We start from the raw sequence: 23771 nt of genomic DNA, 5'->3' as shown, positions 1-23771 counted from the left end.
GTCGCGACGGATGAGGCGAGGACGAACGGCCCCGGTGGCGGTGGCCCTGACGGCCGCGCTGGCCCTGGCCGGCTGCGCTGACGGCGGGGCTCCGGAGCGGGGGCGGGCCCCGTCGGCCGAGCGGGCCGCCGCGGTGGACCGGGCCTCCGCTGCCGAGCCGACCGCCGGCCAGTCCCGCGTCCTGGCCCGGGCCGAGCAGATCCTGATCAGCCGCTGCATGGCGGCGCGGGGGTTCACGTACGCCGTGACCGAACCCGTGCGGGAGGAAGGGGCCGCGCGCTCCTTCCCGTACGGGGTGGACGACGTGGACTGGGCCCGCGCCCACGGATACGGCGGGCGGGCGGAGCGGGCCGAGGCCGAGGCCCGGGCGGCCGACCCCAACCAGCTCTGGTTCCACCGGCTCCCGGCCCGCGAGCGCGCGGCCGCCCGGACCGCGCTGATGGGCGCCTCCCCCACGGGCCTGTCGGCCACCGCGCCCACCGGGATGACCCTGACGGCCAGTACCAACGGGTGCATCGCCCGGGCGCAGCGGACCCTCTACGGGGACCTGCCCGCCTGGTTCCGCGTCAAGGTCGTCACGATGAACCTGCGGCCCGCCCAGGAGGAGCGGGTGCGCAGCGACGCCCGGTACGCGGAGGCGGTCGGCCGGTGGGCGGCCTGCATGGCGGAGGCGGGCCGGCCCTACGCCTCCCCGGCCGATTCCCGGCAGGCGGCGGCCGCCCTCGCCGAGGGGCTCCCGCCGGACCGGGCCGACGCCGCCGAGACCGCGCTGGCGGTCACCGAAGCGACCTGTGCGACCAGCTCCGGGCTGGGCCGGGTCTCCCAAGCTCTGGACCGGGCCTACGGGGAGGAAGTCCGAACGCGTCACCAGGACGACATCACCCTCGGCCGCCGGCTCCAGAACGCCGCGCTCCCGACCGCGGAGCGCGTCGTGTCCCAGTACGACCGAACGACATCATCCGGAGGTTCCCGTGGTTGAGTTCCGTACGACGATGCTGGCCTGCGCCCTCGCCCTGCCCCTGCTGGTCTTCCCCGGCACGCTGGGCACCGCCACCGCCGCCCCGGCCGACGCCTCCGGCGTGGCGGCCGACGGCAACTACTGGGTGTGGGCGGACACCAACCGGGGCGGTCCGGCCTGCGGCTGGAGCGGCAACGACGCCGACTGGCGCACCTGTGGCGCCGGCGGCAACTTCAACATGAACGACCGGGCCTCGTCCTGGTGGAACAACGGCTACTCGGGCGCGCTGGGCGACGTCCGGGTGTACGAGGACATCAACTACGGCGGGGCCTCGACCTGCGCCCCCAACGGCTCGGCGGGCAACATCCCGTGGGAGTGGAACGACCGGATCTCCTCCCACAAGTGGGTGACCAACTGCGGCTTCTGACCCCGCGCGGCCGACGGCCCGCCGCCCTACTGGGCGGCGGGCCCCGGCGGCCGTCCGTCCGTCCGCGCGGACGGGCGGGCGGACGGGCGGACGGACGGACGGGCGACGGGCGGACGGGCGGACGGGCGGACAAACAGGCAGACGGGCGGACAGGCGGCCAGGGACGGTCAGCCGCTCGGGCCCGCCCCGGGTGCGCAGGCCGCGCGGGCCAGGGCGACCGCGCCGGCGAGGCCGTCCTCGACCGGGTGCGGCACCAGGCCCCAGCCGGCCACCCGGTCCGTGAACCGCTCCAGCAACGGCCCCCTCGGGCCGAGCAGGCCGCCCACCGTCACCAGGGGTTCGCCGGGCCGGGGCCGCAGCGCCGCCGTGCTCCCGGCCAGCAGGTCCGCGGCCCCGTCGAGGATCGCCACGGCCACCGCGTCCCCGTCGGCCGCCGCCCGGACCACCACCGGGCAGTGGCGGGCCAGCCGGACGGGCGCGGCCGCGTCGAGCGCCCCGTCGACGAGGGCGTAGCGGAGCGACGGCGGGTCGGGGGCGGGCCTCCCGAAGGCCTCGGCCAGCCGGGCCACCAGCACGGTCCCCGGACCACGCCCGTCCAGCGCGCGCAGCGCCCGGCGCACGCCCTCGCGGGCGATCCAGAAGCCGCTCCCCTCGTCCCCGGTGAGCCAGCCGCAGCCGTCCGCGGTCGCGGCGAGGCGGTGGCCGCGCATCCGGGTGGCGGCCGCGCCCGTGCCGGCGATCACCGCCAGGCCGTCCGGCGGACAGCCCGGGGCGGCGGCGAAGGCGGCCTCGGAGTCGGCGGCGACGCGGACGTGCGCGGGCGAGCAGCCGTGGCGGGCCAGGGCGGTGCGCAGGGCCCGGGCGGCCACCCGCTGCCCGGCGTCGCCCGCCCGGCCCGGGATCCCGGCCCCGGCGAACCCGGCGACGACGGAGACCAGGTCCGCCGGGCGGCCCGGGGGCAGCACCCGCCCCACGACCCGGGTCAGGCGCTCGGTCAGCACCGGCTCCGGCACCGACCGCACGTTGGCCGCCCCGTCCGAAGCCGTGGCCAGCACGGGGCCCCCGGCCGCGACCGCGACCGCCGCCCGCACCCCGGACCCTCCGCCGTCGATGCCCAGCACCAGTCCGCCGCCGCCCGCCACCGGTCCGCCCTCCCCCCTAGTCAGGGAGTTCCGTCCCGCAGCGGGAGCAGTAGGCGGCCGCCGCCTCGGTGGCGGGGCGGCCGCAGGCGGGACAGACCCGGTTCAGGAGGCAGGCCGGTTCGCCGCCCTCGTCATCGGGGGCGGGGGCGGGGGCGATGCCCAGGCCCGGGCGGCGGGTGTGCACCGTCAGGTACGCCAGGCCCCCGGGCCCGGCCGTCAGGGAGCGCCGGGTGCCGCGCGGGAGCCAGCACGCCGCGTGGGGCCGCAGCGCGTGCGGGCCGTCCGGGGTCTCGAGCCGGCCGCCGCCGGCCACGACGACGAGCAGCACGTCGAGGAGGGGCTCGGTGTGCTCGGCGATGGCGGCGCCGGGGAGCAGGCGGACCAGGTTGGAGTCGAGTGCGCGCCCGGCCCCGGTCAGCCGCCACAGGGCTCCGGTCGAGTCCTCGGGGGCTTCGGCGATCACGGCGTCGAGGTCCGTCAGGACCCCGGCGGGACGGGGTGGGGTCGTCATGCGGGCCGGTCCTTCCCTGCTTTCGGCGTGCCTTCGCAGTCATACACGATCACGTCGCCCATGCCGCCGCGGTTCGCCGCCGTCCCCCCTCCCGGGGGACCGGCGTCCACCCCCGCTGCCGGACGGGGTACGCGTGGCCGATACAGTTATGTCCGGATCGTGTCGGCCGCACACGCGTCGGCCGCGCGGCCCCGCCCTCCGGTCGACCACCGTGACGGGTGGGCCGCCCGACCTCCCTGCCCCGGCCCCGGCCCCGCACCGAAATCCTGCTCCCGCATGCCTACCGCGACCACCAGTACGCCCACCGCGCCCGCCACTCCCGTCCCGCCCGTCCCGCCCGCAACGGCGCCGGGTGCCCCGCCCCGGCCCAGCGCGGTCGCGGCCTTCCACAGCGTCAGCGCCGCCACGACGGTCCTGCTGGCCCTCGTCGCCATCGGCGCGGCGATACACGAGCCGGTGCTCATACCCCCGCTCGCCGCCAGCGCCGCGCTCGTGCACAGCGCGCCCACCCTGCCCCTGGCCCAGCCGCGCGGGGTGATCGTCGGCCACCTGATCGGCGCGGCCTGTGGCTACACGGTGCTCGCCGCGGCCGGAAGCTCCGCCTGGGCGGCGGCCCTCGCCGCCGGGCTCACCCTGGCCCTGCTGACCCTGGCCCGCACCCCGCACTCGCCCGCCGTGGCCACGGCCGTGGTGACCGTGCTCCAGTCCCCGGCGCCCGCCCGGTTCGTCCCGCTGCTGTTCGGCTCGACGGTCCTGCTGGTCCTCACCGGTTACGCCGGCTCCCGCATCCGCCGCACCGCCCCGAGGTACCCCGCCTACTGGTGGTGATGACCTGCGGGCGCGCCTGCGCCGCACGGAGGGGGCCCGGCGCTACTCCTTGTCCGTGGAGATTTCTACGAGGGACGTGTTCGGGGCCCCCTGCTGGGTGAGCCTGATGGCCCGCGACCTGGAGGCCTCCCAGCGCTTCTACGGCGCGGTCGTGGGGTGGACCTTCCGTCCGGCCCGGTTCGGTTCGGCGTTCTCGGTGGCCGTGCAGGACGGCGTGCCGGTCGCGGGGATCGGGGCGCTGGCGGGCGATCTGGCCGTGGCGGTGGCCTGGACCCCGTACTTCGCCGTCGACGACGTCGACGTGGCGGCGGCCCGGATCCGCGAGCGGGTGGGGACGGTCGCGGTGGGCCCCGTCTCCTTCCCCGGCGGCGGCCGGGCGGCACTGGTCGCCGATCCCGACGGCGCCGTGTTCGGGATCTGGCAGGGCCCGGTCACCGCGGGCTGGCGCGTGGGCCTGGGCCCGGCACCCGCCTGGCTGGAGCTGCGCACCCGCAACGCCTTCGACGCGGCCCTCTTCTACGGGGAGGTGCTGGAGTGGGCCACGGGCCGCAGCGGCTGCTGCGAGGTCTCCTACGAGGAGGAGCAGGTCGTCCTCCGCCAGGGCGGCGAGCCGGTCGCCCGCCTGGACAGCGGCCCGGTGGAGGTGGGCGCGTACACCCCCCACACCCGGCCCCGCTGGCACGTCCACTTCCGCGTCCCGGAGCTGGAACCGGCGGTGGAGGCGGCCCTCGAACTCGGCGGCCGGACCGTCTCGGTGGTCACGACGGACGACCGGGAACGCTCGATCATGCTGCGCGACCCGGACGGCGCCCTGTTCACCCTCACCGAACGGGTCACGGCTCCGGAAACCGCCGAGCCGGCCTGACGCCCACGCCCTGTCGCGGGCGGGAACGCTGGAGTGGTCGGGGGTCAGCCCAGGAAGGTGAGGCGGACCTGGCGGTCGGGGTTGTCCTTGTTCGTGTCGACCAGGCAGACCGACTGCCAGGTGCCGAGCTGGAGCCGGCCGCCGACGACCGGCAGGGTGGCGTGCGGGGGTACGAAGGCGGGCAGGACGTGGTCGCGGCCGTGGCCCGGGGAGCCGTGGCGGTGCTGCCAGCGGTCGTCGGCCGGGAGCAGGTCGCGGAGGGCTACGAGCAGGTCGTCGTCGCTGCCGGCGCCCGTCTCGATGACCGCGATGCCGGCGGTGGCGTGCGGGACGAAGACGTTGAGGAGGCCGTCGCGGCCGGCCGCCTCCTCGGTGAGGAAGCGCTCGCAGGCGCGGGTCAGGTCGGTGACGGTCTCGGCGCGGCCGGTGGTCAGGTCGAGGACGCGGGTGGCGAATCGGTCGGACATGCCGTCCATGATCGCGCACCCGGCCGCCGGTACGCCGGTGCGCCGCCGCGCGTTCGCCGCCGCCCGGGTGCGTTGGGACACTGGCAGCGTGAGGAGGTGCCCATGGACCCGGTGGCCGCGCTGGACCGGATCGCCTTCCTGCTGGAGCGTGCGCAGGCCCCCACGTACCGGGTCCGGGCCTTCCGGACGGCGGCGTCGGCGCTGACCCGGATGGGTGAGGCGGAGACGGCCGGGCGGGCCGCCGCCGGGACGCTGGAGGCCGTCAAGGGCATCGGGCCCAAGACCGCCCAGGTGGTGCGCGAGGCGCTGCTCGGGGAGGTCCCGCAGTACCTGCGGGTGCTGGAGGACGAGGCCGCGGCGATGCCGGAGGGGCCGCCGCCCGACCCCGCCGCGGTGGCGCTGCGCGCGGCCCTGCGCGGGGACTGCCACCTGCACTCGGACTGGTCCGACGGCGGGAGTCCGATCGAGGCGATGGGCCGGGCCGCGGCCGGGCTCGGGCACGAGTGGGCGGTGCTGACGGACCACTCGCCGAGCCTGAAGGTCGCCCGGGGCCTGTCGCCGGAGCGGTTGCGCGAGCAGTTGGAGGTGGTGGCGGAGCTGAACGAGCGGTGGGCGCCGTTCCGGCTGCTCACCGGGATCGAGTGCGACATCCTGCTCGACGGTTCGCTCGACCAGGAGCCGGAGCTGCTGGAGCGGCTCGACGTGGTGGTGGGGTCCGTCCATTCGAAGCTGCGGATGGAGGCGCCGGCGATGACCCGGCGCCTGCTGGCGGCGGTGCGCAATCCGCTGATGGACGTCCTCGGGCACTGCACGGGCCGGCTGGTGACGGGCCGGACGCGGCCGGAGTCCACGTTCGACGCCGAGGCCGTGTTCGCGGCCTGCGCGGAGTCGGGGACGGCCGTGGAGGTCAACAGCCGCCCGGAGCGTCTGGACCCGCCCCGGCGGCTGCTGCGGCTGGCGGTCGACGCGGGCGCCTTCTTCGCGATCGACACCGACGCCCACGCCCCGGGCCAGCTGGACTGGCAGATCCTGGGCTGCACCCGGGCGGTGGAGTGCGGGGTCCCCCCGGAGCGAGTGGTCAACACCTGGCCGGCCGACGCCCTCCTGACCTGGACACACACCCGTCGGCCTCCGGCGTAGGGGCGCGGGGCCGGGCGGGGGTGTCACCAGGGCGTGGCCTGGGCGGCGCTGCGGGTCAGGAGGAGCAGGACGTCGGCGGCCGCGACCGTCAGGACGCCGAGGAACGGGATCCGGCCGGGCGCCCCGGCCGTGGCCAGGAGCAGGGCCGCGGTCAGGGCCAGGAGGGTCAGGCCGTACGGGGTGGCGTGCCCCGACGGGCCGAGGACCAGGAGGGCCGCCGAGCCGAGGACCAGGAGGGCGGCCAGTGCCGCCGAGGCGCGCGGGCCGAGCCGCTGCGGCAGGCCGCGGACGCCCGTGGCGAGGTCGTCGGCGATGTCGGGCAGGACGTTGGCGAAGTGCGCGCCCGCGCCGAGCAGCGCGGCGGCCCCGGTCAGCCACGGCGGCGGCCAGGGCGCGCCGGGCAGGCCGAGGGTGACGAAGGCGGGGAGCAGGCCGAAGGCCAGGGCGTACGGGAGCCAGGAAGCGGCCGTGCCCTTGAGCCGGAGGTTGTACGCCCAGGCGGCCGCCACCCCGGTGAGGTGCGCGGCCCCCGCCGCCGGGCCGGCGGCCAGGGACAGCGGTACGCACAGGGCCAGCGCCGTGAGGGCGGCGGCGGTCACGGCGGCCGCCGGGACCCCGCCCGTGGCCAGCGGTTTGTCACGGCGGCCCGCGGCCCGGTCGCGCCGCAGGTCGAGGCGGTCGTTGGACCAGCCCACCGAGAGCTGCCCGGCCGCGACGGCGCCCGCCGTCAGGGCCGTGCCGGCAGCCCCGCGCCCGGCGGCGGCCGCGAGGACGGCGGCGAAGACGGTGACGGCGGCGGCCGGGAGGGGGTGGCAGGACCGCAGCAGGCCGGCCACCGGGACCGTCGGTAGGGGGAAGGCGGGAGAGCGGACGGGCACGGCGTCACGCTACGCCGTGACGGCGGTAAGAAATGCCCGCCTTCGCGCGCTTCTGCCCGATTGGCGGCGTTCTTCCCTATGTTGGGCCAATGACCCGTGTCCTGTCGGTGAGCAGCGTGTTCCCGCCCCACCGGTATCCGCAGGCCCAGATCACGGAGGCGCTGGTGCGGTGTCTGCCGCCCGGCGCCGACGCGGCCCTGCTGCGCCGGGTGCACGCCTCCGCGCGGGTCGGGTTCCGCCACCTCGCGCAGCCGCTGGAACGTTACGGCCCCGGCGGTGACTTCGGCACCTCCAACGCCCTCTTCGTCCGGACGGCCCTGGAGCTCGGTGCCGAGGCGGTCGGCCGGGCCCTCGACGGGGCCGGCCTGGCGGCGCCGGAGATCGGGCTCGTGGTGTCGACCACCGTCACCGGGCTCGCCACCCCGTCCCTGGAGGCCCGCCTCGCCTCCCGCACGGGGCTGCGGCCCGGCGTACGGCGCGTCCCGCTGTTCGGGCTGGGCTGCGCGGCGGGCGCCGCGGGGCTGGGGATGCTGCACGAGCAGCTGGCCGGCCGCCCCGGGCAGGCCGCGCTGCTGCTGTCCACGGAGCTGTGCTCGCTCACCCTCCAGCCCGCCGACACCTCGATGGCGAACCTCGTGGCGGGCGCCCTCTTCGGCGACGGCTGCGGGGCCCTGGTCGCCGTGGGGGCGGAGCACCCCCTCCACGACGCCGATGCCGACGCCGGGGCCGGGGCCGGCGGGCCGTGGGTGCTGGACGCCCGGGCGCGCCTCTACCCGGGCACCGAGCACCTCCTCGGCTGGGACATCGGCCACTGGGGCCTGCGCATGGTGCTGGGCCGGGAGCTGCCCGAGCTGGTCGGGCTGCACGTGGTGGAGGAGGTCGAGTCCTTCCTGGCCGGGCACGACCTCAAGCCCGCCGACGTCGACGTCTGGATCTGCCACCCGGGCGGCCCCCGGATCCTCGACGTACTGGCCGGCTCCCTGGGGCTGCCCGGGGCCGCCCTCGCGGCGAGCCGCCGTTCGCTGGCGACCGTGGGCAACCTCTCCTCCGCGTCCGTCCTGCACATCCTCGGCGCCGTCCAGACCGCCGGGCCGCCCGCGCCCGGATCGACGGGGCTGATGCTCGCCTTCGGTCCGGGTTTCGCCTCCGAACTCGTCCTGCTGCGCTGGTGAGGTGCCCATGCCGCTGTTGCCGTCCCTCCAGACCCTGACCCCCTCGACCCCGCTGGCCTGGTACTTCCTCCTCCTCGCGGTGGTCGCCGCGGAGCGGCTGGCCGAGCTGGCCACGGCCCGGCGCAACGCCGGCTGGAGCCTGGCGCGCGGCGGCCGGGAGTACGGCCGCGGCCACTACCCGGCCATGGTCGCCCTGCACGTCGCCCTGCTCGCGGGCTGCGCGGCGGAGGCCGTGCACCGGCCCTTCCTGCCGGCACTCGGCTGGCCGGCGCTCGCGGTGGTGGCGGCGGCGCAGGGGCTGCGCTGGTGGTGCGTCCTGTCCCTGGGCCCGCGCTGGAACACCCGGGTCATCGTGGTGCCCGGGCTGCCCCTGGTGGCGGCGGGGCCGTACCGGCTGCTGCGGCACCCGAACTACGCGGCGGTCGTACTGGAGGGGCTGGCGTTGCCGCTGGTGCACACGGCATGGGTGACCGCGCTCGCGTTCACCCTGCTCAACGCCCTGTTGCTGCGGGTGCGGATCCGCTGCGAGAACGCCGCGCTCACGTACGCCCGGACGGCCGATCCGCTGCTGGGCCTGGTGCGGTGATCGACCTGCTGGTGGCGGGCGGCGGCCCGGCCGGGCTGGCGACCGCGATCCACGGGGCGCTGGCCGGACTGGAGGTGGTGGTCCTGGAACCGCGGCCCACGCCGATCGACAAGGCCTGCGGGGAGGGGCTGATGCCGGGCGCGGTGCGGCGGTTGGAGGAGCTGGGCGTGGCGGTGACGGGCCGTCCGTTCCACGGGATCGGCTATGTGGACGGGGCGACGGGGCTGCGCGCGGAGGCGCTCTTCCGCTCCGGCCCCGGGCGCGGGTGGAGCCGTACGGAACTCCAGGCCGCGCTCGCCGACCGCGCGGCGGCGCTCGGCGTACGGGTCCTCGCGCGGCGTGCCGGGGAGGTCCGCCAGGACGGACGGCGGGTGTGGGCGGCCGGGCTGACGGCCCGCTACCTGGTGGCGGCGGACGGACTGCACTCGCCGGTGCGGCGCGGGCTGGGCCTGGCGGTACCGGCCGCGCCGGGACGCACCGCCGCCGCCCGGTACGGGCTGCGCCGCCACTACGCGGTGGAGCCGTGGAGCGACCTGGTCGAGGTGTACTGGGCCCGGGGCGCCGAGGCGTACGTGACCCCGCTGGGGGCGGACCGGATCGGGGTGGCGGTACTGACCTCGGAGCAGGCCCCGTTCGACGTGCAGCTGGCCCGCTTCCCCCTGCTGACGGCCCGGCTGCCGGCACCGCCCGGCCGGGGCACGGGGGTGCGGGGCGCCGGACCGCTGCGGCAGCGGGCGCGGACCCGGGTGGCGGGGCGGGTGCTGTTCGTGGGGGACGCGGCGGGGTACGTGGACGCGCTGACCGGGGAGGGGCTGACCCTGGCGGTGTCGGCGGCGGGGGAACTCGTACGCTGCGTGCGCGCGGGCCGGCCGCAGGAGTACGAGCGGGCCTGGCGCGACCTGTCGCGTGCCTACCGCACCCTGACCTCCGCCCTGCTGTGGGCCCGCCGCCGGGCCCCGCTGGCGGGGCGGATCGTCCCGCTGGCGGCCCGGATGCCGCGGGCGTTCACGGGGGCGGTGAACCTGCTGGCGCGGTAGGCGGCCGGGGCCGGCCGTGCCGGGCGCGAGCTCGTCCCGTCGGCCGGGGTTCCCGGGGCCTCGGACGCTCTGCCGGGACTGCTGCCGGATGCCGGGGACGCGGCTGTGACCCGCCGGACGGCCGGGGCCCTGGCCGGGTGGCCGCGTTGGCCGCCGTACGGATCCTCGCCCGCGCGGCCGCCGCGGCCGGCGACGGCACGGCCGACCGGCTGCGGTCCGGGGTGGACGACGCGCCGGCGGGAACCGGCGGGGTGCCGTCGAGCGGGGCCGGCCCTGATCAGCATGGTGCGGGGGCTGCCTGGATACGGGGAAGAAGCCCCCCGGCCGGGCGCGGCCGGGGGGCTCCTTCGCCGGGGTCAGGCCCCTTCGTCGGTGCGGGGGCGCGGGCGGTAGGTCAGGGCGACGCCGGACAGGATCGCTGCCGTGCCGGCGGCGAGTACCGTCGCGACGCCGGCCCACGGGTACGGGGCGCCGAGGGTGCCGTCGAGGGGGTTGAAGTACGCGACGCCGCCCACGATGTGCAGCGCGACCACGGCCAGCGTGGCCACCGCCGCCCCCCGCCACACCGCCGGCGTGTCCCGGACGGCGAGGAGGGCGCCGAGCGGCAGGCAGAGCAGGGCCACCGCCAGGGGCACCAGCCGGCCGGGCTCCGGCGGCTGGGCGAGGTTGCCCGGCAGGTGCAGCACCCCGCAGAACAGCAGGGCGGCGGCGGTGGGCCAGCGCAGTACGTGGCCCAGCACTCCCCCGCGCCGGGCCGCCCGGGCCGCGACGGCGTCGGCCGCCGTGGGGGCGGGAACGGGGACCGTGGCACGGACCGGCGGGGGCTGCGGGGCGGGATCCGGCGGAGGTGCCGCGGCCCCGGCCGGGGGCCGGTCGGGCTGGTCGGGCCGGGCGGCCGGGTCCGCCGCCTGGGCCGCCGGGTCCGCGGTGGCCGCCGTCCGGGCCGCCGGGCTGCCCGCGGGGGCGGCGTCCGGGCCGGGCTCGGGGGCGGCGCCGGGGCCTTCCGGGTCGAGGATGGTGGCCAGCAGGGCCACGTCCTCGATGGGCCGGCCGATGGCGGCCGCGCGCAGGGCGATGTCCGCCTCGGCCTCCTCGTCGGGGTGCTCGCCCAGCAGGGCGACCATCCGGCGGACCTCCTCGACCGGTCGGGCGACGGCGGCCGCGCGGAGGGCGTCGTGCCCGGGGTTCGCGAGCCGGCCGGAGTCCTTGAGGAGCCCCACCAGCGCGGTGACCTCCTCGACGGGCCGGCAGGTCGCGGCCGTCTCCAGCAGGGTGCGCAGCGGCTCGGGGTGCGGGGCGGGGGCCGGGTCGGCCGCCGGGGCCTCCTGGAGAGCGGGCCGGCGGTCGGTATGGAACCCCGCGTTCGGTAGCGGGGACACCGCTATGGGTCGAGGGTCGGGGCCGGCGGCTTCGGGGAGGGGGTGGAGCTCCGGCCGCGGTGCGGGCCCGGCCGCCGGGTCGTCCGGGTCCGCGGCCCTGGGGGGCCGGGGGGCGTCGGGGGGCTCCGCGGCGGGAGCCGGGTGTACGGCCGGGGAGGCGTGGAGCGCGGGGGCGGGGGGTTCGAGGGGGGCTGGGGAGGCGAAGGGCTCGGTGTGGGGGTCGGCGGTCGGTTCAGGGGTGGGGGTGGGGACGCCGTCGCGGTCGCCGTGGTTCGCCGCCGCGAGGGTGCTGGGGTCATTCATGGAAAGCTCCGTCTCGCCGACGCGCGGGTCTACGCATCGCACGCCGGTCATCGTGCGTCATGGGAAGCGCACGCTTGGTGACATTGAGCGGCACCGGCCCGCACTGCGCCATTCGGGGCGGGCAAACGGGGGGCGCCCCGGCGCGTCCGGGGCGTGGGACCGGACACCCCGGGACCGAGACGGCCCGCGCGGTAGCGGGCCGGGCACAGTGGCGGCCCCTGGCCCCACCCCCGGGCCGCGTCGCCACGCCCTCCCCGCCGACCGAGGGACGGCCGGACGGTGTCCGGCGCGCCGCCCCGTGGGCCGGACGCGGGAGCGGATCCGGCCCGGGGAGGGGACTCGTTCAGCCGGCGTGCGTGCCGGGCGGGGCGGCCCTAGAGCCGGACGTCCCAGGTCGCCGTCGAGGACAGGCTCCGGGCGATCTCCGGGTCGCGGACGGCGGGGGTGCGGTCCTCGGCGGTCACCGACAGCTTGTGGGTGCGCAGGTCCAGCAGCCACAGTTCGGCGACCCGTACCTCCGTCCGGCCCGCGAACCGCTTCAGCTCGCGGCCGTCGAGGTACCAGCGGACCGTCGGCTGCCGGCCGTCGGCGGAGGCCAGGTGCGGAACGGCGGCCTTCGCGGTGTTCCTCAGCCGCAGGGTCCGGTCGGTGGGGGTGAGCGGGGTGACCAGGCGGGCATGCCGCTGGAACCCCGCGATCATCGCCTCCACCCCGGGCAGGTTGAAGGGCTTGCCCAGCACCCGCATGATCGAGTTGTCGGTGGGCCGGTAGAGGCCGGTCACGTAGTAGCCGCCGCCCTCGTAGGCGCCGACGGTCCCCCCGTCCGGTGAGGTCTCGCCGAGCCAGCGGTACCACTTGGCGCGCTGCGCGGCCATCGCGCCGGCGTCCAGGGTGGAGGTGTTGGGGTCGGCGGGCTCGGGGCCGGTGTACTTCTCGTAGTCGGGGACGCCGGGGTAGAAGTACTCGTCGGCGAGCTTGCCGAGGGAGTGGCCGGTCTCGTGGATGGCGACCTGGCCGGACTTGGGGTGGCCGGCGGAGGCCGTGGAGATGCCCTCGTAACCGAGGGTGGGGCTGGGCTCGTTGTAGCCGGCGCCGCCGTACTTGGCGCTGTTGGCGAGGACGACGACCAGGTCGGCCGCGGGCGCCTTCGCCACGTACGCGTCGACCTTGGGCTGGTCCACGCACAGCAGCCGCTCGATGGACTCGCACCAGAAGTACGAGCCGAGCGCGGTGTCGCGGACGGCGTCCGGGCCCGGGTCGCCGGAGACCCCGGACTGGGCCGAGACGGCGTCCACGGTCCACACGTTGAACAGGTCGCGGTAGGTCGTGTAGGGCTCCACGGCCGTGATCTCGGCCCATTTGGCGCGGACGTCGGCGTGGAAGCGGTCCAGTTCGGCGGCGGTGTAGCCGTCGCCGACGAAGACCACGTCGAGCCGGTCGGAGACGGGCCCGTTGTCGACCGTCTTGGTGACCTGCCCGTCCGCGGCCCGGGCGGACTCGGAGAGGCGGGGCGCGGCCTTCGCGCGGCCGGCGGCCGGGACCCGGGTGCGGCCGGATCCGGCTTCGCCGCCGTGTTCCGGCCCGGGTATCTCGGCCTCGACGCCGGGACGGGCGCTCGGGCCGGGCGGCGGCGCGGCCGTCGCGGGTACGGCCGAAGCGGCCAGGAGGGCGGCGCTCGCGCAGACGGCCGCGAGCGTCGCACGCAGGGCCGTTCGGGCGGTTCTCTTCATGAAGTCCTCCGCCGGGGCAGGAAGTCGAGGGGGGTTAAGTGCAGGGTTAACTCTGCTGAACCGGCTGCTTAAACTAGAGGGCGCCCGAGGGCGTGCGCAATGGCCTGCTCCCGCCGGATACTGGGGAGTTGAGGAAACCTCGTGGACAACAGGGGGAGTTCATGGACGAACCGTCCGAGATCGGACGCCGGGTGCAGCGGCTGCGCGGTGAACGCGGTTTGACGCAGCGGCAGTTGGCCGAGCCCGCGTACACCCCGGCGTACGTGTCCACCCTGGAGGCGGGGAAGGTGCGGCCCTCGGAGACGGCGCTGCGGTTCCTCGCCGGGCGGCTCGGCACCTCCTACGAGGAACTCGCCACCGGACGGCCGGCCTCCCTGGGCACGGAACTGCGGCTGGCCCTGACCGACGCCCAGCGGACCCTGGCCACGGGCTCGGCCCGGGAGGCCGCGGACCACTTCCGCCGGCTGCTCGCGGAGGCGGAGCGGCTCGGGCTGGCCGACGAGCGGGCGGAGGCCCTGCTGGGGCTCGGCGACTGCGCGCTGGAGGCGGGGGAACTGACCGAGGCCGCCGGGCACTTCGAGGCGGCGGAGCAGCTCCTGTCCGGCGAACCGCTCCCCCGCCGGGCGCGGCCGATCCGCGGCCGGGCAGTCGCGCACCTGCTGGCCGGTGAACTGCGGTACGCCTGCTACCTGCTGGAGTCCGCCATCGACGGACTCAACGCGGGCGGGCTCGCCGATCCGGAGGCGCTGGTGCTGCTGTACTCGGCGGTGATCGGCCCGTACATCGACATGGGCGCCCACGCCCGCGCCGCGCACGCGGCGGAACTGGCGCTGGCCCTGGCCCCCCAGGTCGCCGACCCGGCCCTGGTGGCGGGGATGCACCGGCAGGTGGCCCGTACCTTCCTCGCCGAGGGGCGGGTGGCGGACGCCGACGCGTCACTGGCGAAGGCCCAGGCCGTCTACCGGCAGCTGCGGCTGCGCACCGATCTGGCGCACTGCCACTGGATGCGGGGCTACGTCCAGGCGCAGCACGGGGAACTGGCGGCGGCCGAGCGGGAGCTGCGGATCGCCCGGGAGATGCTCACGGCCCGCCGGGCCGCGCTGTACACGGCGCAGGTGGAGGTGGAGCTGGCGGACGTGCTGCGCCGGCTGGGCCGCTACGAGGAGGCGGCGGAGCTGGTGTCGGGGCTGCTGGCGGAGGGCTCGGACCCGGGCGCGGTGCACGCGGGCGGGGCGCACCGGCTGCTGGGGCTGATCGCCGAGGAGCGGGGGGAGCCGGAGGCGGCCGAGGAGCACTACGTACGGGCGCTGGCGCTGCTGGAGCGGAGCGGGGCGGGCGGGGACCTGGCGGACCTGTGCCGGCTGCTGGGGGATCTGCTGCGGAGGGCGGGCCGTACCGAGGCGGCGCTGGACGCCTACCGGACGGGGCTGGGGCACCGCGCCGCCCCCGGCACCACCACCCTGGGGCCGGCCCCGGCGGCCCCCGCCTTCCGCTGAGGCCCCGCCGCTGCGCGGAGCGGTCCCCTACCCGCCCCGTTCCCTGGGGCTCCGCCCCAGACCCCGCGCCCCGGCCGGGCCAACCCCTACGGCTCGCCCGAGGCACGGGCTCGGGCGCCCTCGCGGGTGCGGGCCGAGGCGGGAGCGCGCTGCGGGTGCCGGCGGAGGTATTCGTCCTCCAGTTCCTTCAGCCGCTGCGTATGCGTGGCCAGCGCGTCGTCCGAACCGTGGAGCAGGGTCTCGTGCCGGGTGCGGTGGATGGTCTCCAGTTCCTTCAGCAACCGGTCGTCCCCGAGACTCCGCGGCGCCGCTCCGCCGGAGCGCTCTGCCATGGCAACCACCTCCACGTCCTACGGTAGACGGCCCGCGCCGGTTCAGCCGTCCGGCCCGGACCCCGCCAAGGGCGGCGGCTCGGGCGGCGGCAGGGGCTCGGCCGCCGCGGCGTGGGCGCGCAGCGCGGTGCGGACCGACCAGGTCACCGAGACCAGCGGTACGGCGACCACCGCGCCGACCACCCCGGCCGCGATGGCCCCCGCGACCACGGAGACGGCCACGACCAGCGGGTGCAGCGCCACCGCCCAGCTCATCACCAGCGGATGCAGCAGATGGCCCTCGATCTGGCCGATCACCACGATGAGGGCGACCACCACCCCCGCGATGACCGGCCCCTTCGCGGCCAGCGCGACCACCGCGGCGATCGCCAGCGCGACCGGGGATCCGATCAGGGGGACGAAGGCGGCGAAGAACTCCAGCAGGGCCAGCGGGAGGGCCAGCGGGACCCCGAGGAGGTAGAGGGCGAGCCCGACGAGGGCCGCGTTGGTGCCCGCGACGAGCACGATCCCGTGCGTGTAGCCGGTGAAGGTGCGCCAGGCCGCGCGCCCGGCGACGCCCACCCGTTCGCGCGCCCCCTCGGGCAGCTGGGCGCAGAACCAGGCCCACTGCCGGTCGCCGCCGTGCAGGAAGAGGACGGAGGAGAACACCGCGAGCGCCAGGACGGTCAGCACCTGCACCACGTGCCCGGCACCGCTGACGGCCGTGCTGAGCAGGGTCGCACGGTGGGAGGAGAGGTAGTCGGCGATACGGGACTGGATGTCGGCGAGGGCCTCCGACTTCAGCCGGAACGGCGGACGCTCCAGCCACTTCTGGATGCTGACGAGGCCCTCGCGGAACTCCCTGACCAGGGTCTCGCTCTCCCCCGCCACCGCCTCCCCGACCAGGGCGAGCACGCCGAGCAGGACGACCGTGCTGCCGACGAGGCTGACGGCCACCGCGAGGGAGCGCGGGACCAGCACGGCCAGCCGCCGCGACAGCGGGGACAGCAGCGCGGTGATCACCAGGCCGAGGAACAGGGCGACGCCGATCTCGTGGAAGCGGCCCAGGACCACGAAGACCCCGTAGACGGCAGCCCCCACCACCAGCAGGCGCCACGCATAGGACGCTGCCGTACGCAGGAACGGGGACACCGGCGGCATGGTCCATGGGTGCCACCGGCGGGGGGCCGTGCCACGCGCCGGACGCCGTTTTGACCCGTCCGGGGGGAAAATGCGTTGCCGGACGGCGCGGCAGGCCCGCACGATGGCGCGTTGTGAGTAGCTCCCGTCTGTCTTCCGTACTGCCCGACCTGTCCCCCTGGCGTTCCAGCCGTGACTTCCGGCTCCTCTTCTTCCAGGGCACGGTCACCTACTTCGGTTCGTTCATGGCGATGATCGCCCTGCCGCTGCAGATCAAGCACCTGACGGACTCGCCGCTGGCGGTCGGTGCGATGGGCGCGGTGGAGCTGGTGCCGCTGGTGGTGTGCGGGCTGTACGGGGGCGCGCTCGCGGACGCGGTGGACCGGCGGCGGCTGATCCTGCTGACCGAGGCCGGGCTCGGGGTGCTAGCGCTGGTGCTGCTGGTGAACGCGCTGCTGCCGGATCCGGTGCTGTGGCCGCTGTACGTGGTGGCGGCCGGGGTGTCGGCGCTGAGCGGGCTGCAGCGGCCGGCGCTGGACTCGCTGATGCAGCGGATCGTGCCGCACGACCAGCTGACGGCCGCCGCCGCGCTGAACGCGCTGCGCTACCAGGCCGGGGCGATCGCCGGACCGGCGCTGGCCGGGGTGGTCGTCGCGTACTTCGGCTACGCGTCGGCGTACGCGGTGACGGTCATGGGCTTCGCCGTCTCGGTGGTGCTGTGCGCGCGGCTGCGCCCGGCGCCGCCCGTGGGCGGTGCGGAGCGGCCCTCGCTGCGCTCGATCGCCGAGGGGGCGCGGTACGCGTGGAGCCGGCCGGTGCTGCTGGGGACGTATGCCGTGGACCTGGCGGCGATGTTCTTCGCCTTCCCGAACACGATCTTCCCGTTCCTCGCGGACGAGCTCGACGCCGAGTGGGCGCTGGGCCTGATGTACGCGGCGGGCGCGGTGGGTTCCCTGGTGCTGGGGCTGACCAGCGGCTGGGTGTCGCGGGTACGGCGGCACGGGCTGCTGGTGGTGTTCGGGGCGGCCGCGTGGGGGCTGGCGATCGCCGCGGCGGGCTGGTTCTCGAACGTCTGGCTGGTGCTGGTATGCCTGGCGGCGGCGGGCGCCGGCGACATGCTGAGCGCGCTGGGCCGCTCCACCATCTGGAACCAGACCATCCCGGAGGAGCTGCGCGGGCGGCTCGCGGGGATCGAGGTGCTCTCGTACAGCGTCGGGCCGCAGCTGGGCCAGGTGCGGGCGGGCACGATGGCGGGCTGGACGGGGACCCGGCCGGCGTTCTGGAGCGGCGGCCTGGCCTGTGTGGCCTCGGTGGCCCTGCTGGCGGCGCTGCTGCCGAAGCTGATCTCGTACAACGCGGACACCGACGAGGACGCGCTGCGCCGCCGGGCCGCGCGGGAGGCGGCCGCCGCGGAGGGCGCCGCCCCGGAGGCGGACCCGGCGGGCACGCCGGTCTGAGCGGCGCCCGAACGGCGGTCCCCGTGGTGCGCGGGGCGGCCCGCGCCGCGAGGGTGACGGCATGGGCGACTGGTGGTACCGCAACATCCTGGAGCCGGGGAAGCTGCCCCTGCTCCTGGCCCTGACCGCGTTCGTCGTGACCTTCCTGGCCACTCGGATGATCACCCGGATGATCCGGGCCGGGAAGGGTCCCTTCCGCAACGTCACCCCGGGCGGTCTGCACGTCCACCACTGCGTGCCCGGGGTGATCCTGATGACCGTCGGCGGTTTCACCGCGATCGCGGGGGGCCGCTCGGGGTGGGGGTCGTGGGTGGCGGCCGTGCTGTTCGGCATGGGAACGGGCCTGGTGCTGGACGAGTTCGCGCTGATCCTGCACCTGAGCGACGTCTACTGGAGCGAGGAGGGCACGCTCAGCGTCGAGGTGGTGGTGATGACCTCGGCCCTGGCGGGACTGCTGCTGTGCGGGTTCCTGCCGCTGGGCGTGGACGGCCTGAGCGAGGACCAGCTGGAGAACCGTCTGTTCCTCGCGCTCACCGTGCTGTTCAACCTGCTGCTGGCCGTGGTGGCCCTGTTCAAGGGCAAGCCGCGGCTCGCGGTGTTCGGGGTGGTGGTGCCGCTGATCGCGCTGATCGCGGCGGTGCGGCTGGCCCGGCCGGCGTCCCCGTGGGCGCGCCGGTTCTACGGCCGGCGCCCGCGGACCCGGGCCCGTACCCTGCGGCGCGCCTACCGGCACGACCGGCGCTGGAGCGGGCTGGAGCGCCGGATCGGCTACTGGCTCGGCGGCGCGCCCAGCCGCTGAGGGGGGGTCAGGCGGAGGCGGGGGCCGTGTCGAGCTCCCAGGCGTGGCGCTTGAACTCCTTGCGGAAGTCGGCGTGGTCCTCCCACTGGCGGGCGATGCCGCGCAGGACGTCCCAGTGGTGCTCCACCGACTGGTCGATGACCTTGCGCACGAGCGGCTCGGCCGTCTCCCGCGTGGCGATGAGCCCCTTGACGGCGGAGGCCTCGAGCACGCTGTTGCGCAGCGCGCGCAGGGCCCGGGAGGTGTCGTCCATGGCGAAGCCGCGCTCACTTCCGGTCTCCGCGTCGAACAGCGGCATGAGCCGCGCCTCGATGAACGCGGTGATCCGCTCGAAGTGCTGCACGTCCATCAGGGTTCTCCCGTTCGTCGAAGCCGCTCGTGGGTGAGCTCGGATGCAGGATACGAGGTCACGCGGGCCCTCCCGGCACGGGGCGGCGGGAGGGGGGTGACGGCGAGGAGGGGCGGGGCCGGGGAGGTGTGGCGGTGCCCGCAGGGGTCGAAGACCAGGACCACCGGCTCGCCCGGGCGCTGGCGCCAGGAGATCCGCTCCGGCGGGGCGGCGCAGCGGGGGCAGTCGGGCAGCGGGCCCGGCTCGGTCCGGCACTCGGGCGCGGCCGACAGCAGCGGCGGCGCGGGGCGCGGGTCAGGCATGGGGGCTCCTTCCGGAGGTTGCGCTCCAGGCACTGTGCCATGGGTGGCGCCTCCTCCGCACGGGTGAATCGGCCCGTGTTCGGGCAGGTCAGAGCCTCCCCTGCCGGGGAAATCGGGCCGTGTGGGGGCAGTTGGTGATCAAGTGCTCCTCCGTTCTGCCTCCACCAGGCCCGATTCGTAGGCGGCGATGACCGCCTGCGCGCGGTCGCGGACGCCCAGCTTGCCGAAGACACCGGTGAGGTGGTTCTTGACGGTGGAGACGCTGATGTCCAGTTCCGCGGCGATCTCGGCGTTGTCGGAGCCGGTGGCGAGCAGCCGCCAGATCTCCAGCTCGCGCGGGGTGAGTCCGGCGGGGGCGGCCGGGGCGGGCCGGGGTTCGCGCGCGGGGGTGCGTACGTAGGCGGAGAGGAGCCGGGTCAGCAGCCTCGGGGCGACGGCGGCCTCGCCGGTGTGGACGGTCCGGACGGCGGCGATCAGCTCCTCCGGGGAGACGTCCTTGGGCAGGAAGCCGTGGGCGCCGGCGCGCAGGGCGGCGACCACGTACTCGTCCATGTCGAAGGTGCTCAGGGCCAGGACCCGGGAGGCGGGGTGGACCCGGGCCAGCTCCTCGGTGGCGCGGACCCCGTCGAGGACGGGCATGCGGATGTCCATGACGACGACGTCGGGACGCAGTTCCCGGGCGAGGGAGACCGCCTCGGCGCCGTCGCCGGCCTCGCCGACCACCTCGACGTCCGGGTGCGGCCCCAGGATCAGGCTCAGGCCGCGGCGCACCAGCGGCTGGTCGTCGGCTATCAGTACGCGGATCATCGGCGGTGGTCCTCTCCTTCGGCGGCGGCCGGGGCCGCGGCGGCGGCCGGGGCCGCGGCGGCGGCCGGGGCCGGGAGGCGGGCCGCTACGCGGAAGCCGCCGTCCTCGCGGGGGGCGGCCTCCAGGGTGCCGCCGTGCAGGGCGACGCGTTCGCGCATGCCGATCAGACCGTACCCACCGGGGCCGGTCCGCGGCCGGGCGGGTGTGCGGCGCGGCGGCCCGTCGCCGGGGCCGTCGTCGCACACCTCGACCGACACCTCCTGCGGCCGGTAGGTCAGCCGGACCCGGGCGTTCGCGTTCCCGGCGTGTTTGCGGGCGTTGGTCAGGGCCTCCTGGACGACCCGGAAGACGGTCAGGCCGACGGTGGGCGGGAGCGGGCGGACCGTTCCGAGGACGGTGAACTCCGTGTCCATCCCGGCCAGCCGGGACTCCGTGACGATCCGCTGGAGGTCGTCGGCGCCGGGCTGCGGGGCGGGCGGGGCGGCTTCCGCCTCCTCCCCGGCCCGCAGGACGTCGAGGAGCTGGCGCATCTCGCCCAGGGCCATCCGGCCGGAGGCCTCCAGGGTCACGAGGGCTTCGCGGGCCGCGCCGGGGTCGTGCTCCAGGCTGACGCGGGCGCCGCCGGCCATCAGCTGCATGGTGGTGATGTGGTGGGCGACGATGTCGTGGAGCTCGCGGGCGATCCTGCGGCGTTCCTCGGCCACCGCGCGTTCGGCGAGCAGCAACCGGTTGGCCTCGGCCTGCCGCTGCCAGCGGTTGGCGGCGACGGCGGCGCCGACGACCAGGGCGGCGGCGACGGCGTTGGTGAGGAGGTTCACGCCCGAGGGGAGCGGGGAGCCGCCCAGGCCGACGGCGGCCAGCGGGACGGTGGCCAGGCCGGCGGCGGCGACCGCGGCGGGCCGGCAGTGGCGGGCCACGGTGAAGAGGGCCACGGTCAGGGTCAGGCCGAAGTGCGGCGCCGCAGGGGTGGCGACGTTCACCACCAGGCCCAGGGCGAGCACGGCGCCGAGCACCGGGAGCGGGTGGCGGCGCCGGAACAGGAGGGTCAGGGCGGCCAGGACCAGTCCGAGCGCGCCGGTGACCGTGAAGGGGGTCCCGTCCACCACGGCGCTGAGGGACAGCCCGGTGAGGTCGGTGGCCGCCGCCCCCACCGCCACCAGTCCGTCGCCCCGCGTCCACTCCAGGCGCTCGGCGCGCGTGCCCATCGGATCCCGCCTCCTCCGCGGACCGCTCCCGCCCGGGCCGGTCCGGGGCGGTGCGCGGTCGCCCCGCGGAGCTCCATTCTGGCAAAACGCCCTGGTCGGGGCAGCGGCCTCGGGTCGGGGAGCGGGCCAGGACCTCAGTCCTGGTCCGGGCGGCGGCCCGGACCGGGGTCCCGGGGTGCGGATCCTCCCGCGCCCCGACGCGCCGGGTCCGGGCGGCTGATGGTCTGGAGACCCGCCGGTGACCGTGCCGGCGGGGCTTCGCAGAGACCGGAGGAGAGAAGTGATCCGCGCCCTGACGGGATGTTCGACGAGACACGCGTGGAAGGTGATCGCCGTCTGGGCGGTGGTGGGCATCGCGCTGGCCATGCTGGGCCAGGCGTTCGTGTACCGGGCAACCGAACCCGGCGACGCCGGTTTCCTGCCGGAGAGCTACGACTCGGCGGCCGCGCTGCGGATCGCCGAGGAGGACTTCGGGGTGCGGCCGGACGCCGACCCGCTGACCGTGCTGGTGGCCCGTACGGACGGGGCGGCGCTGACGGCCGCCGACGAGCGGCGGATCGCGGAGGTGGCCGGGCGGCTGGGCCGCCAGCGGGTGGTCATGCCGCGCACGAAGGACGATCCGCCGCTGGTGCAGGACCACTCCCAGGTGCCCCGGATCGGGGCCGGGGCGACGGCGCCGGACCGGGCCTTCCGGCTGGTCCCGGTGGAGCTGACGGGCAATCCGCAGGATCCGGGGGTGCAGGGCACCTACCGGGCCTTCCGGGAGCAGGCGCGCGGCGCCTTCCAGGAGGCGGGGCTGCGGACCGGGTTCACGGGCGGGCTGGCCACGACCGTGGACACGGTCGACGCGGAGGAGACCCGCACCCTGGTCGTCGGCCTCGCGATGACCGGACTGATCGTGCTGCTCCACGTCCTGGTGTTCCGCAGTCTGGCGGCGGCCCTGCTGCCGCTGGTGACGGTGACGATCGTGGGTGGTGCGGCGATGGGCGCGGTGGTCGGCGCGGCGCTGCTGACCGGGATCGACCTGGCCCCGTCCACGCCCGGGCTGATCAACGTGGTGCTGATCGGCATCGGGATCGACTACTTCCTCTTCCTGCTGTTCCGCTTCCGCGAGCAGCTGCGCGCCCATCCCGGGCAGTCGGGCCGGGAGGCGGCGGCCGAGGTGGCGGGCCGGGTGGGTACGGCGGTCACCTCGGCGGCGCTGACGATCGTCGCGGCGTTCGCCACGCTCGGGATCGCCTCCTTCGGCCAGTTCCGGGTGCTGGGGCCGGCGATCGCGGTGGCGGTGCTGGTGATGCTGCTGGGCAGCCTGACGCTGATGCCGGCGCTGCTGGCGGTGACGGGCCGGCGGATGTTCTGGCCCTCGAGGTCCCTGCGGCGGGCGCCGCGCGCGGGTGCGGCGGGCCGGCTCGGCGAGCTGGTCGCCCGGCGTCCGGTGGCCCTGGTGGTGGGCGCGGTGCTGGTCCTCGGGGCGTTGACGGCGGGGGCGTCCGGGGTGCGGATGGACTACGGGCAGGGCGGCGCGGGCGGTGAGCGGACGGCGGCCGTGCGGACGGCGGAGGAGATCGCCCGCTCGATGCCGGCCGGGGTCTCGGATCCGGCGACGGTGTTCGTGAAGGCCGGGGACGGGCGCCCGATGACCGCCGAGCGGGTGGCGGGGCTGGCGGGGGCGCTGGCGCGGGTGCCCGGGGTCGGCCAGGTGACCCCGGCGGTGCTCAGCGCGGACCGCGGCGCCGCCCGCATCGACCTGCTGCTGACGGCCGAACCGGGCGGGCAGCAGGCCCGCGACCTGGTGTCCGGTCCGGTGCGGGAGACCGTACGGGCGCACGTGCCGACCGGAACCGAGGCGCACGTCGGGGGTACGGCGGCGGTGTTCGCCGACATCGCGGTGGCGGTCGGCGAGGACCTGGAGGTGATCTTCCCGGTGGCGGCGGCGCTGATCGCGCTGATCCTGCTGGTGCTGCTGCGCAGCCTGCTGGCGCCGGTGGTGCTGATGCTGGCGGTGGGGCTGGGGTTCACGGCCACGCTGGGGGCGGCGACGCTGGTGTTCCAGCACGGGCTGGGGCGGCCCGGGGTGGACTTCACGCTGCCGCTGGTGCTGTTCCTGTTCGTCGTGGCGCTGGGCACCGACTACAACATCCTGATCGCCGACCGGATCCGGGAGGAGATGGAACGTCCCGGTCCGGCGCGGGCGGCGGTGGGCCGTGCGGTGCGGCACACGGCCCCGGCCGTCGCGACGGCCGGCCTGGTGCTGGCCGCCTCCTTCGGCAGCCTGGCGGTCAGCCCGCAACCGGGCCTCCAGCAGACCGGTTTCGCCACGGCGGTGGGCATCCTGCTGTCGGCCTTCGCCCTGTCGGTGGTCCTGGTCCCCGCCCTGGCCGCCCTGTTGGGCCGCTCCCTGTGGTGGCCGGTGCGGCCTCGTGCCGAGGCGGCGGGCGGGGAGCCGGTGCGGGCGGAGCCCGGGCGGGTGCCGGTCGGCTGA

General features: G+C 76.7%; 24 protein-coding genes. 12 read left to right on the top strand and 12 right to left on the bottom strand.

Annotation, left to right across the window (positions count from 1 at the left end; translation table 11 throughout):
• Nucleotides 1-10 precede the first annotated feature (10 nt).
• Entirely contained in the window at nt 11-979 is a 969-nt protein-coding gene (locus ACFY0O_RS12830) for a hypothetical protein (protein WP_388946280.1), read from the top strand.
• Nucleotides 972-1385, top strand: a complete 414-nt coding sequence (locus ACFY0O_RS12825; protein ID WP_388946277.1) for a peptidase inhibitor family I36 protein — start codon at nt 972-974, stop codon at nt 1383-1385. The genes ACFY0O_RS12830 and ACFY0O_RS12825 overlap by 8 nt, the downstream gene beginning before the upstream one ends.
• Before the next feature lie 167 nt (nt 1386-1552).
• Here the strand turns inward: ACFY0O_RS12825 and ACFY0O_RS12820 are convergent, their stop codons facing one another.
• Nucleotides 1553-2527, bottom strand: a complete 975-nt coding sequence (locus ACFY0O_RS12820; RefSeq protein ID WP_388946275.1) for an N-acetylglucosamine kinase — start codon at nt 2525-2527, stop codon at nt 1553-1555.
• A 16-nt stretch (nt 2528-2543) separates the two neighbouring features.
• Entirely contained in the window at nt 2544-3038 is a 495-nt protein-coding gene (locus ACFY0O_RS12815) for a hypothetical protein (RefSeq protein WP_388946273.1), read from the bottom strand.
• Nucleotides 3039-3314: 276 nt separating this feature from the next.
• Here ACFY0O_RS12815 and ACFY0O_RS12810 point away from each other — a divergent pair, with 276 nt between their 5' ends.
• The gene (locus ACFY0O_RS12810) at nt 3315-3866 is read left to right on the top strand and encodes an HPP family protein (protein ID WP_388946271.1); all 552 of its coding nucleotides are present in this window, start codon (nt 3315-3317) and stop codon (nt 3864-3866) included.
• Nucleotides 3867-3972: 106 nt separating this feature from the next.
• On the top strand, nt 3973-4731 hold the full coding sequence (locus ACFY0O_RS12805; protein ID WP_388946708.1) for a VOC family protein: 759 nt from the start codon (nt 3973-3975) through the stop codon (nt 4729-4731).
• Between the two features lie 44 nt (nt 4732-4775).
• Here ACFY0O_RS12805 and ACFY0O_RS12800 read toward each other — a convergent pair whose 3' ends face one another.
• Nucleotides 4776-5198: a YjbQ family protein gene (locus ACFY0O_RS12800; RefSeq protein WP_388946268.1), complete on the bottom strand. Its 423-nt coding sequence runs from the start codon at nt 5196-5198 to the stop codon at nt 4776-4778.
• 102 nt (nt 5199-5300) lie between these two features.
• On the opposite strand from ACFY0O_RS12800, the gene ACFY0O_RS12795 reads away from it, so the two are divergent.
• Nucleotides 5301-6338 (top strand): PHP domain-containing protein, encoded by a 1038-nt coding sequence (locus ACFY0O_RS12795; protein WP_388946266.1) that lies wholly within the window; start codon nt 5301-5303, stop codon nt 6336-6338.
• Nucleotides 6339-6361: 23 nt separating this feature from the next.
• Here the strand turns inward: ACFY0O_RS12795 and ACFY0O_RS12790 are convergent, their stop codons facing one another.
• The gene (locus ACFY0O_RS12790) at nt 6362-7216 is read right to left on the bottom strand and encodes a UbiA family prenyltransferase (protein WP_388946264.1); all 855 of its coding nucleotides are present in this window, start codon (nt 7214-7216) and stop codon (nt 6362-6364) included.
• A gap of 89 nt (nt 7217-7305) precedes the next feature.
• On the opposite strand from ACFY0O_RS12790, the gene ACFY0O_RS12785 reads away from it, so the two are divergent.
• From ACFY0O_RS12785 to ACFY0O_RS12775, 3 genes are read left to right on the top strand one after another with little or no spacing between them, the layout of a single operon-like run.
• Entirely contained in the window at nt 7306-8388 is a 1083-nt protein-coding gene (locus ACFY0O_RS12785) for a type III polyketide synthase (RefSeq protein ID WP_388946261.1), read from the top strand.
• A gap of 52 nt (nt 8389-8440) precedes the next feature.
• Nucleotides 8441-8974: an isoprenylcysteine carboxyl methyltransferase family protein gene (locus tag ACFY0O_RS12780; protein ID WP_388946707.1), complete on the top strand. Its 534-nt coding sequence runs from the start codon at nt 8441-8443 to the stop codon at nt 8972-8974.
• Entirely contained in the window at nt 8971-10011 is a 1041-nt protein-coding gene (locus ACFY0O_RS12775) for an NAD(P)/FAD-dependent oxidoreductase (protein WP_388946258.1), read from the top strand. Before ACFY0O_RS12780 ends, ACFY0O_RS12775 begins: the two co-directional genes overlap by 4 nt.
• A gap of 356 nt (nt 10012-10367) precedes the next feature.
• Here the strand turns inward: ACFY0O_RS12775 and ACFY0O_RS12770 are convergent, their stop codons facing one another.
• Together ACFY0O_RS12770 and ACFY0O_RS12765 are read right to left on the bottom strand one after the other, a co-directional pair.
• The gene (locus tag ACFY0O_RS12770; protein WP_388946255.1) at nt 10368-11693 is read right to left on the bottom strand and encodes a hypothetical protein; all 1326 of its coding nucleotides are present in this window, start codon (nt 11691-11693) and stop codon (nt 10368-10370) included.
• Between the two features lie 374 nt (nt 11694-12067).
• Nucleotides 12068-13423 carry a M64 family metallopeptidase gene (locus tag ACFY0O_RS12765; RefSeq protein ID WP_388946252.1) on the bottom strand — a complete coding sequence of 452 codons (1356 nt, stop codon included), beginning with the start codon at nt 13421-13423 and terminating at the stop codon, nt 12068-12070.
• Between the two features lie 161 nt (nt 13424-13584).
• Between ACFY0O_RS12765 and ACFY0O_RS12760 the strand changes: the two genes are divergently transcribed.
• Nucleotides 13585-14919, top strand: coding sequence for a tetratricopeptide repeat protein (locus ACFY0O_RS12760; protein ID WP_388946249.1), 1335 nt, complete (start codon nt 13585-13587; stop codon nt 14917-14919).
• Nucleotides 14920-15005: 86 nt separating this feature from the next.
• Here the strand turns inward: ACFY0O_RS12760 and ACFY0O_RS12755 are convergent, their stop codons facing one another.
• Nucleotides 15006-15251 carry a DUF6158 family protein gene (locus tag ACFY0O_RS12755; protein WP_388946246.1) on the bottom strand — a complete coding sequence of 82 codons (246 nt, stop codon included), beginning with the start codon at nt 15249-15251 and terminating at the stop codon, nt 15006-15008.
• Between the two features lie 42 nt (nt 15252-15293).
• Nucleotides 15294-16391: an AI-2E family transporter gene (locus tag ACFY0O_RS12750; protein WP_388946244.1), complete on the bottom strand. Its 1098-nt coding sequence runs from the start codon at nt 16389-16391 to the stop codon at nt 15294-15296.
• A 128-nt stretch (nt 16392-16519) separates the two neighbouring features.
• Here ACFY0O_RS12750 and ACFY0O_RS12745 point away from each other — a divergent pair, with 128 nt between their 5' ends.
• Complete coding sequence (locus tag ACFY0O_RS12745) at nt 16520-17827, top strand: MFS transporter (RefSeq protein ID WP_388946705.1); 1308 nt, start codon at nt 16520-16522, stop codon at nt 17825-17827.
• Nucleotides 17828-17888: 61 nt separating this feature from the next.
• The gene (locus ACFY0O_RS12740; RefSeq protein WP_358893301.1) at nt 17889-18626 is read left to right on the top strand and encodes a hypothetical protein; all 738 of its coding nucleotides are present in this window, start codon (nt 17889-17891) and stop codon (nt 18624-18626) included.
• Nucleotides 18627-18633: 7 nt separating this feature from the next.
• Here the strand turns inward: ACFY0O_RS12740 and ACFY0O_RS12735 are convergent, their stop codons facing one another.
• The 4 genes from ACFY0O_RS12735 to ACFY0O_RS12720 all read right to left on the bottom strand — a co-directional run bounded on the left by ACFY0O_RS12735 (nt 18634) and on the right by ACFY0O_RS12720 (nt 21289).
• Nucleotides 18634-18975 carry a hypothetical protein gene (locus ACFY0O_RS12735; RefSeq protein WP_388946241.1) on the bottom strand — a complete coding sequence of 114 codons (342 nt, stop codon included), beginning with the start codon at nt 18973-18975 and terminating at the stop codon, nt 18634-18636.
• Nucleotides 18975-19277, bottom strand: coding sequence for a hypothetical protein (locus ACFY0O_RS12730; RefSeq protein ID WP_388946238.1), 303 nt, complete (start codon nt 19275-19277; stop codon nt 18975-18977). Before ACFY0O_RS12730 ends, ACFY0O_RS12735 begins: the two co-directional genes overlap by 1 nt.
• A 138-nt stretch (nt 19278-19415) precedes the next feature.
• The gene (locus ACFY0O_RS12725; protein WP_388946235.1) at nt 19416-20084 is read right to left on the bottom strand and encodes a response regulator; all 669 of its coding nucleotides are present in this window, start codon (nt 20082-20084) and stop codon (nt 19416-19418) included.
• Nucleotides 20081-21289, bottom strand: a complete 1209-nt coding sequence (locus ACFY0O_RS12720) for a sensor histidine kinase (protein ID WP_388946233.1) — start codon at nt 21287-21289, stop codon at nt 20081-20083. The genes ACFY0O_RS12725 and ACFY0O_RS12720 overlap by 4 nt, the downstream gene beginning before the upstream one ends.
• Before the next feature lie 280 nt (nt 21290-21569).
• Here ACFY0O_RS12720 and ACFY0O_RS12715 point away from each other — a divergent pair, with 280 nt between their 5' ends.
• A complete protein-coding gene (locus tag ACFY0O_RS12715; protein ID WP_388946230.1) occupies nt 21570-23771 on the top strand; it encodes an MMPL family transporter in 2202 nt (733 codons plus the stop codon).

It is taken from the genome of Streptomyces sp. NPDC001594 (assembly GCF_042893675.1).
Classification (GTDB): domain Bacteria; phylum Actinomycetota; class Actinomycetes; order Streptomycetales; family Streptomycetaceae; genus Streptomyces.
The sequence above is the reverse complement of the archived record's forward strand: the minus strand, read 5'-3'. Positions and strand labels throughout refer to the sequence as shown.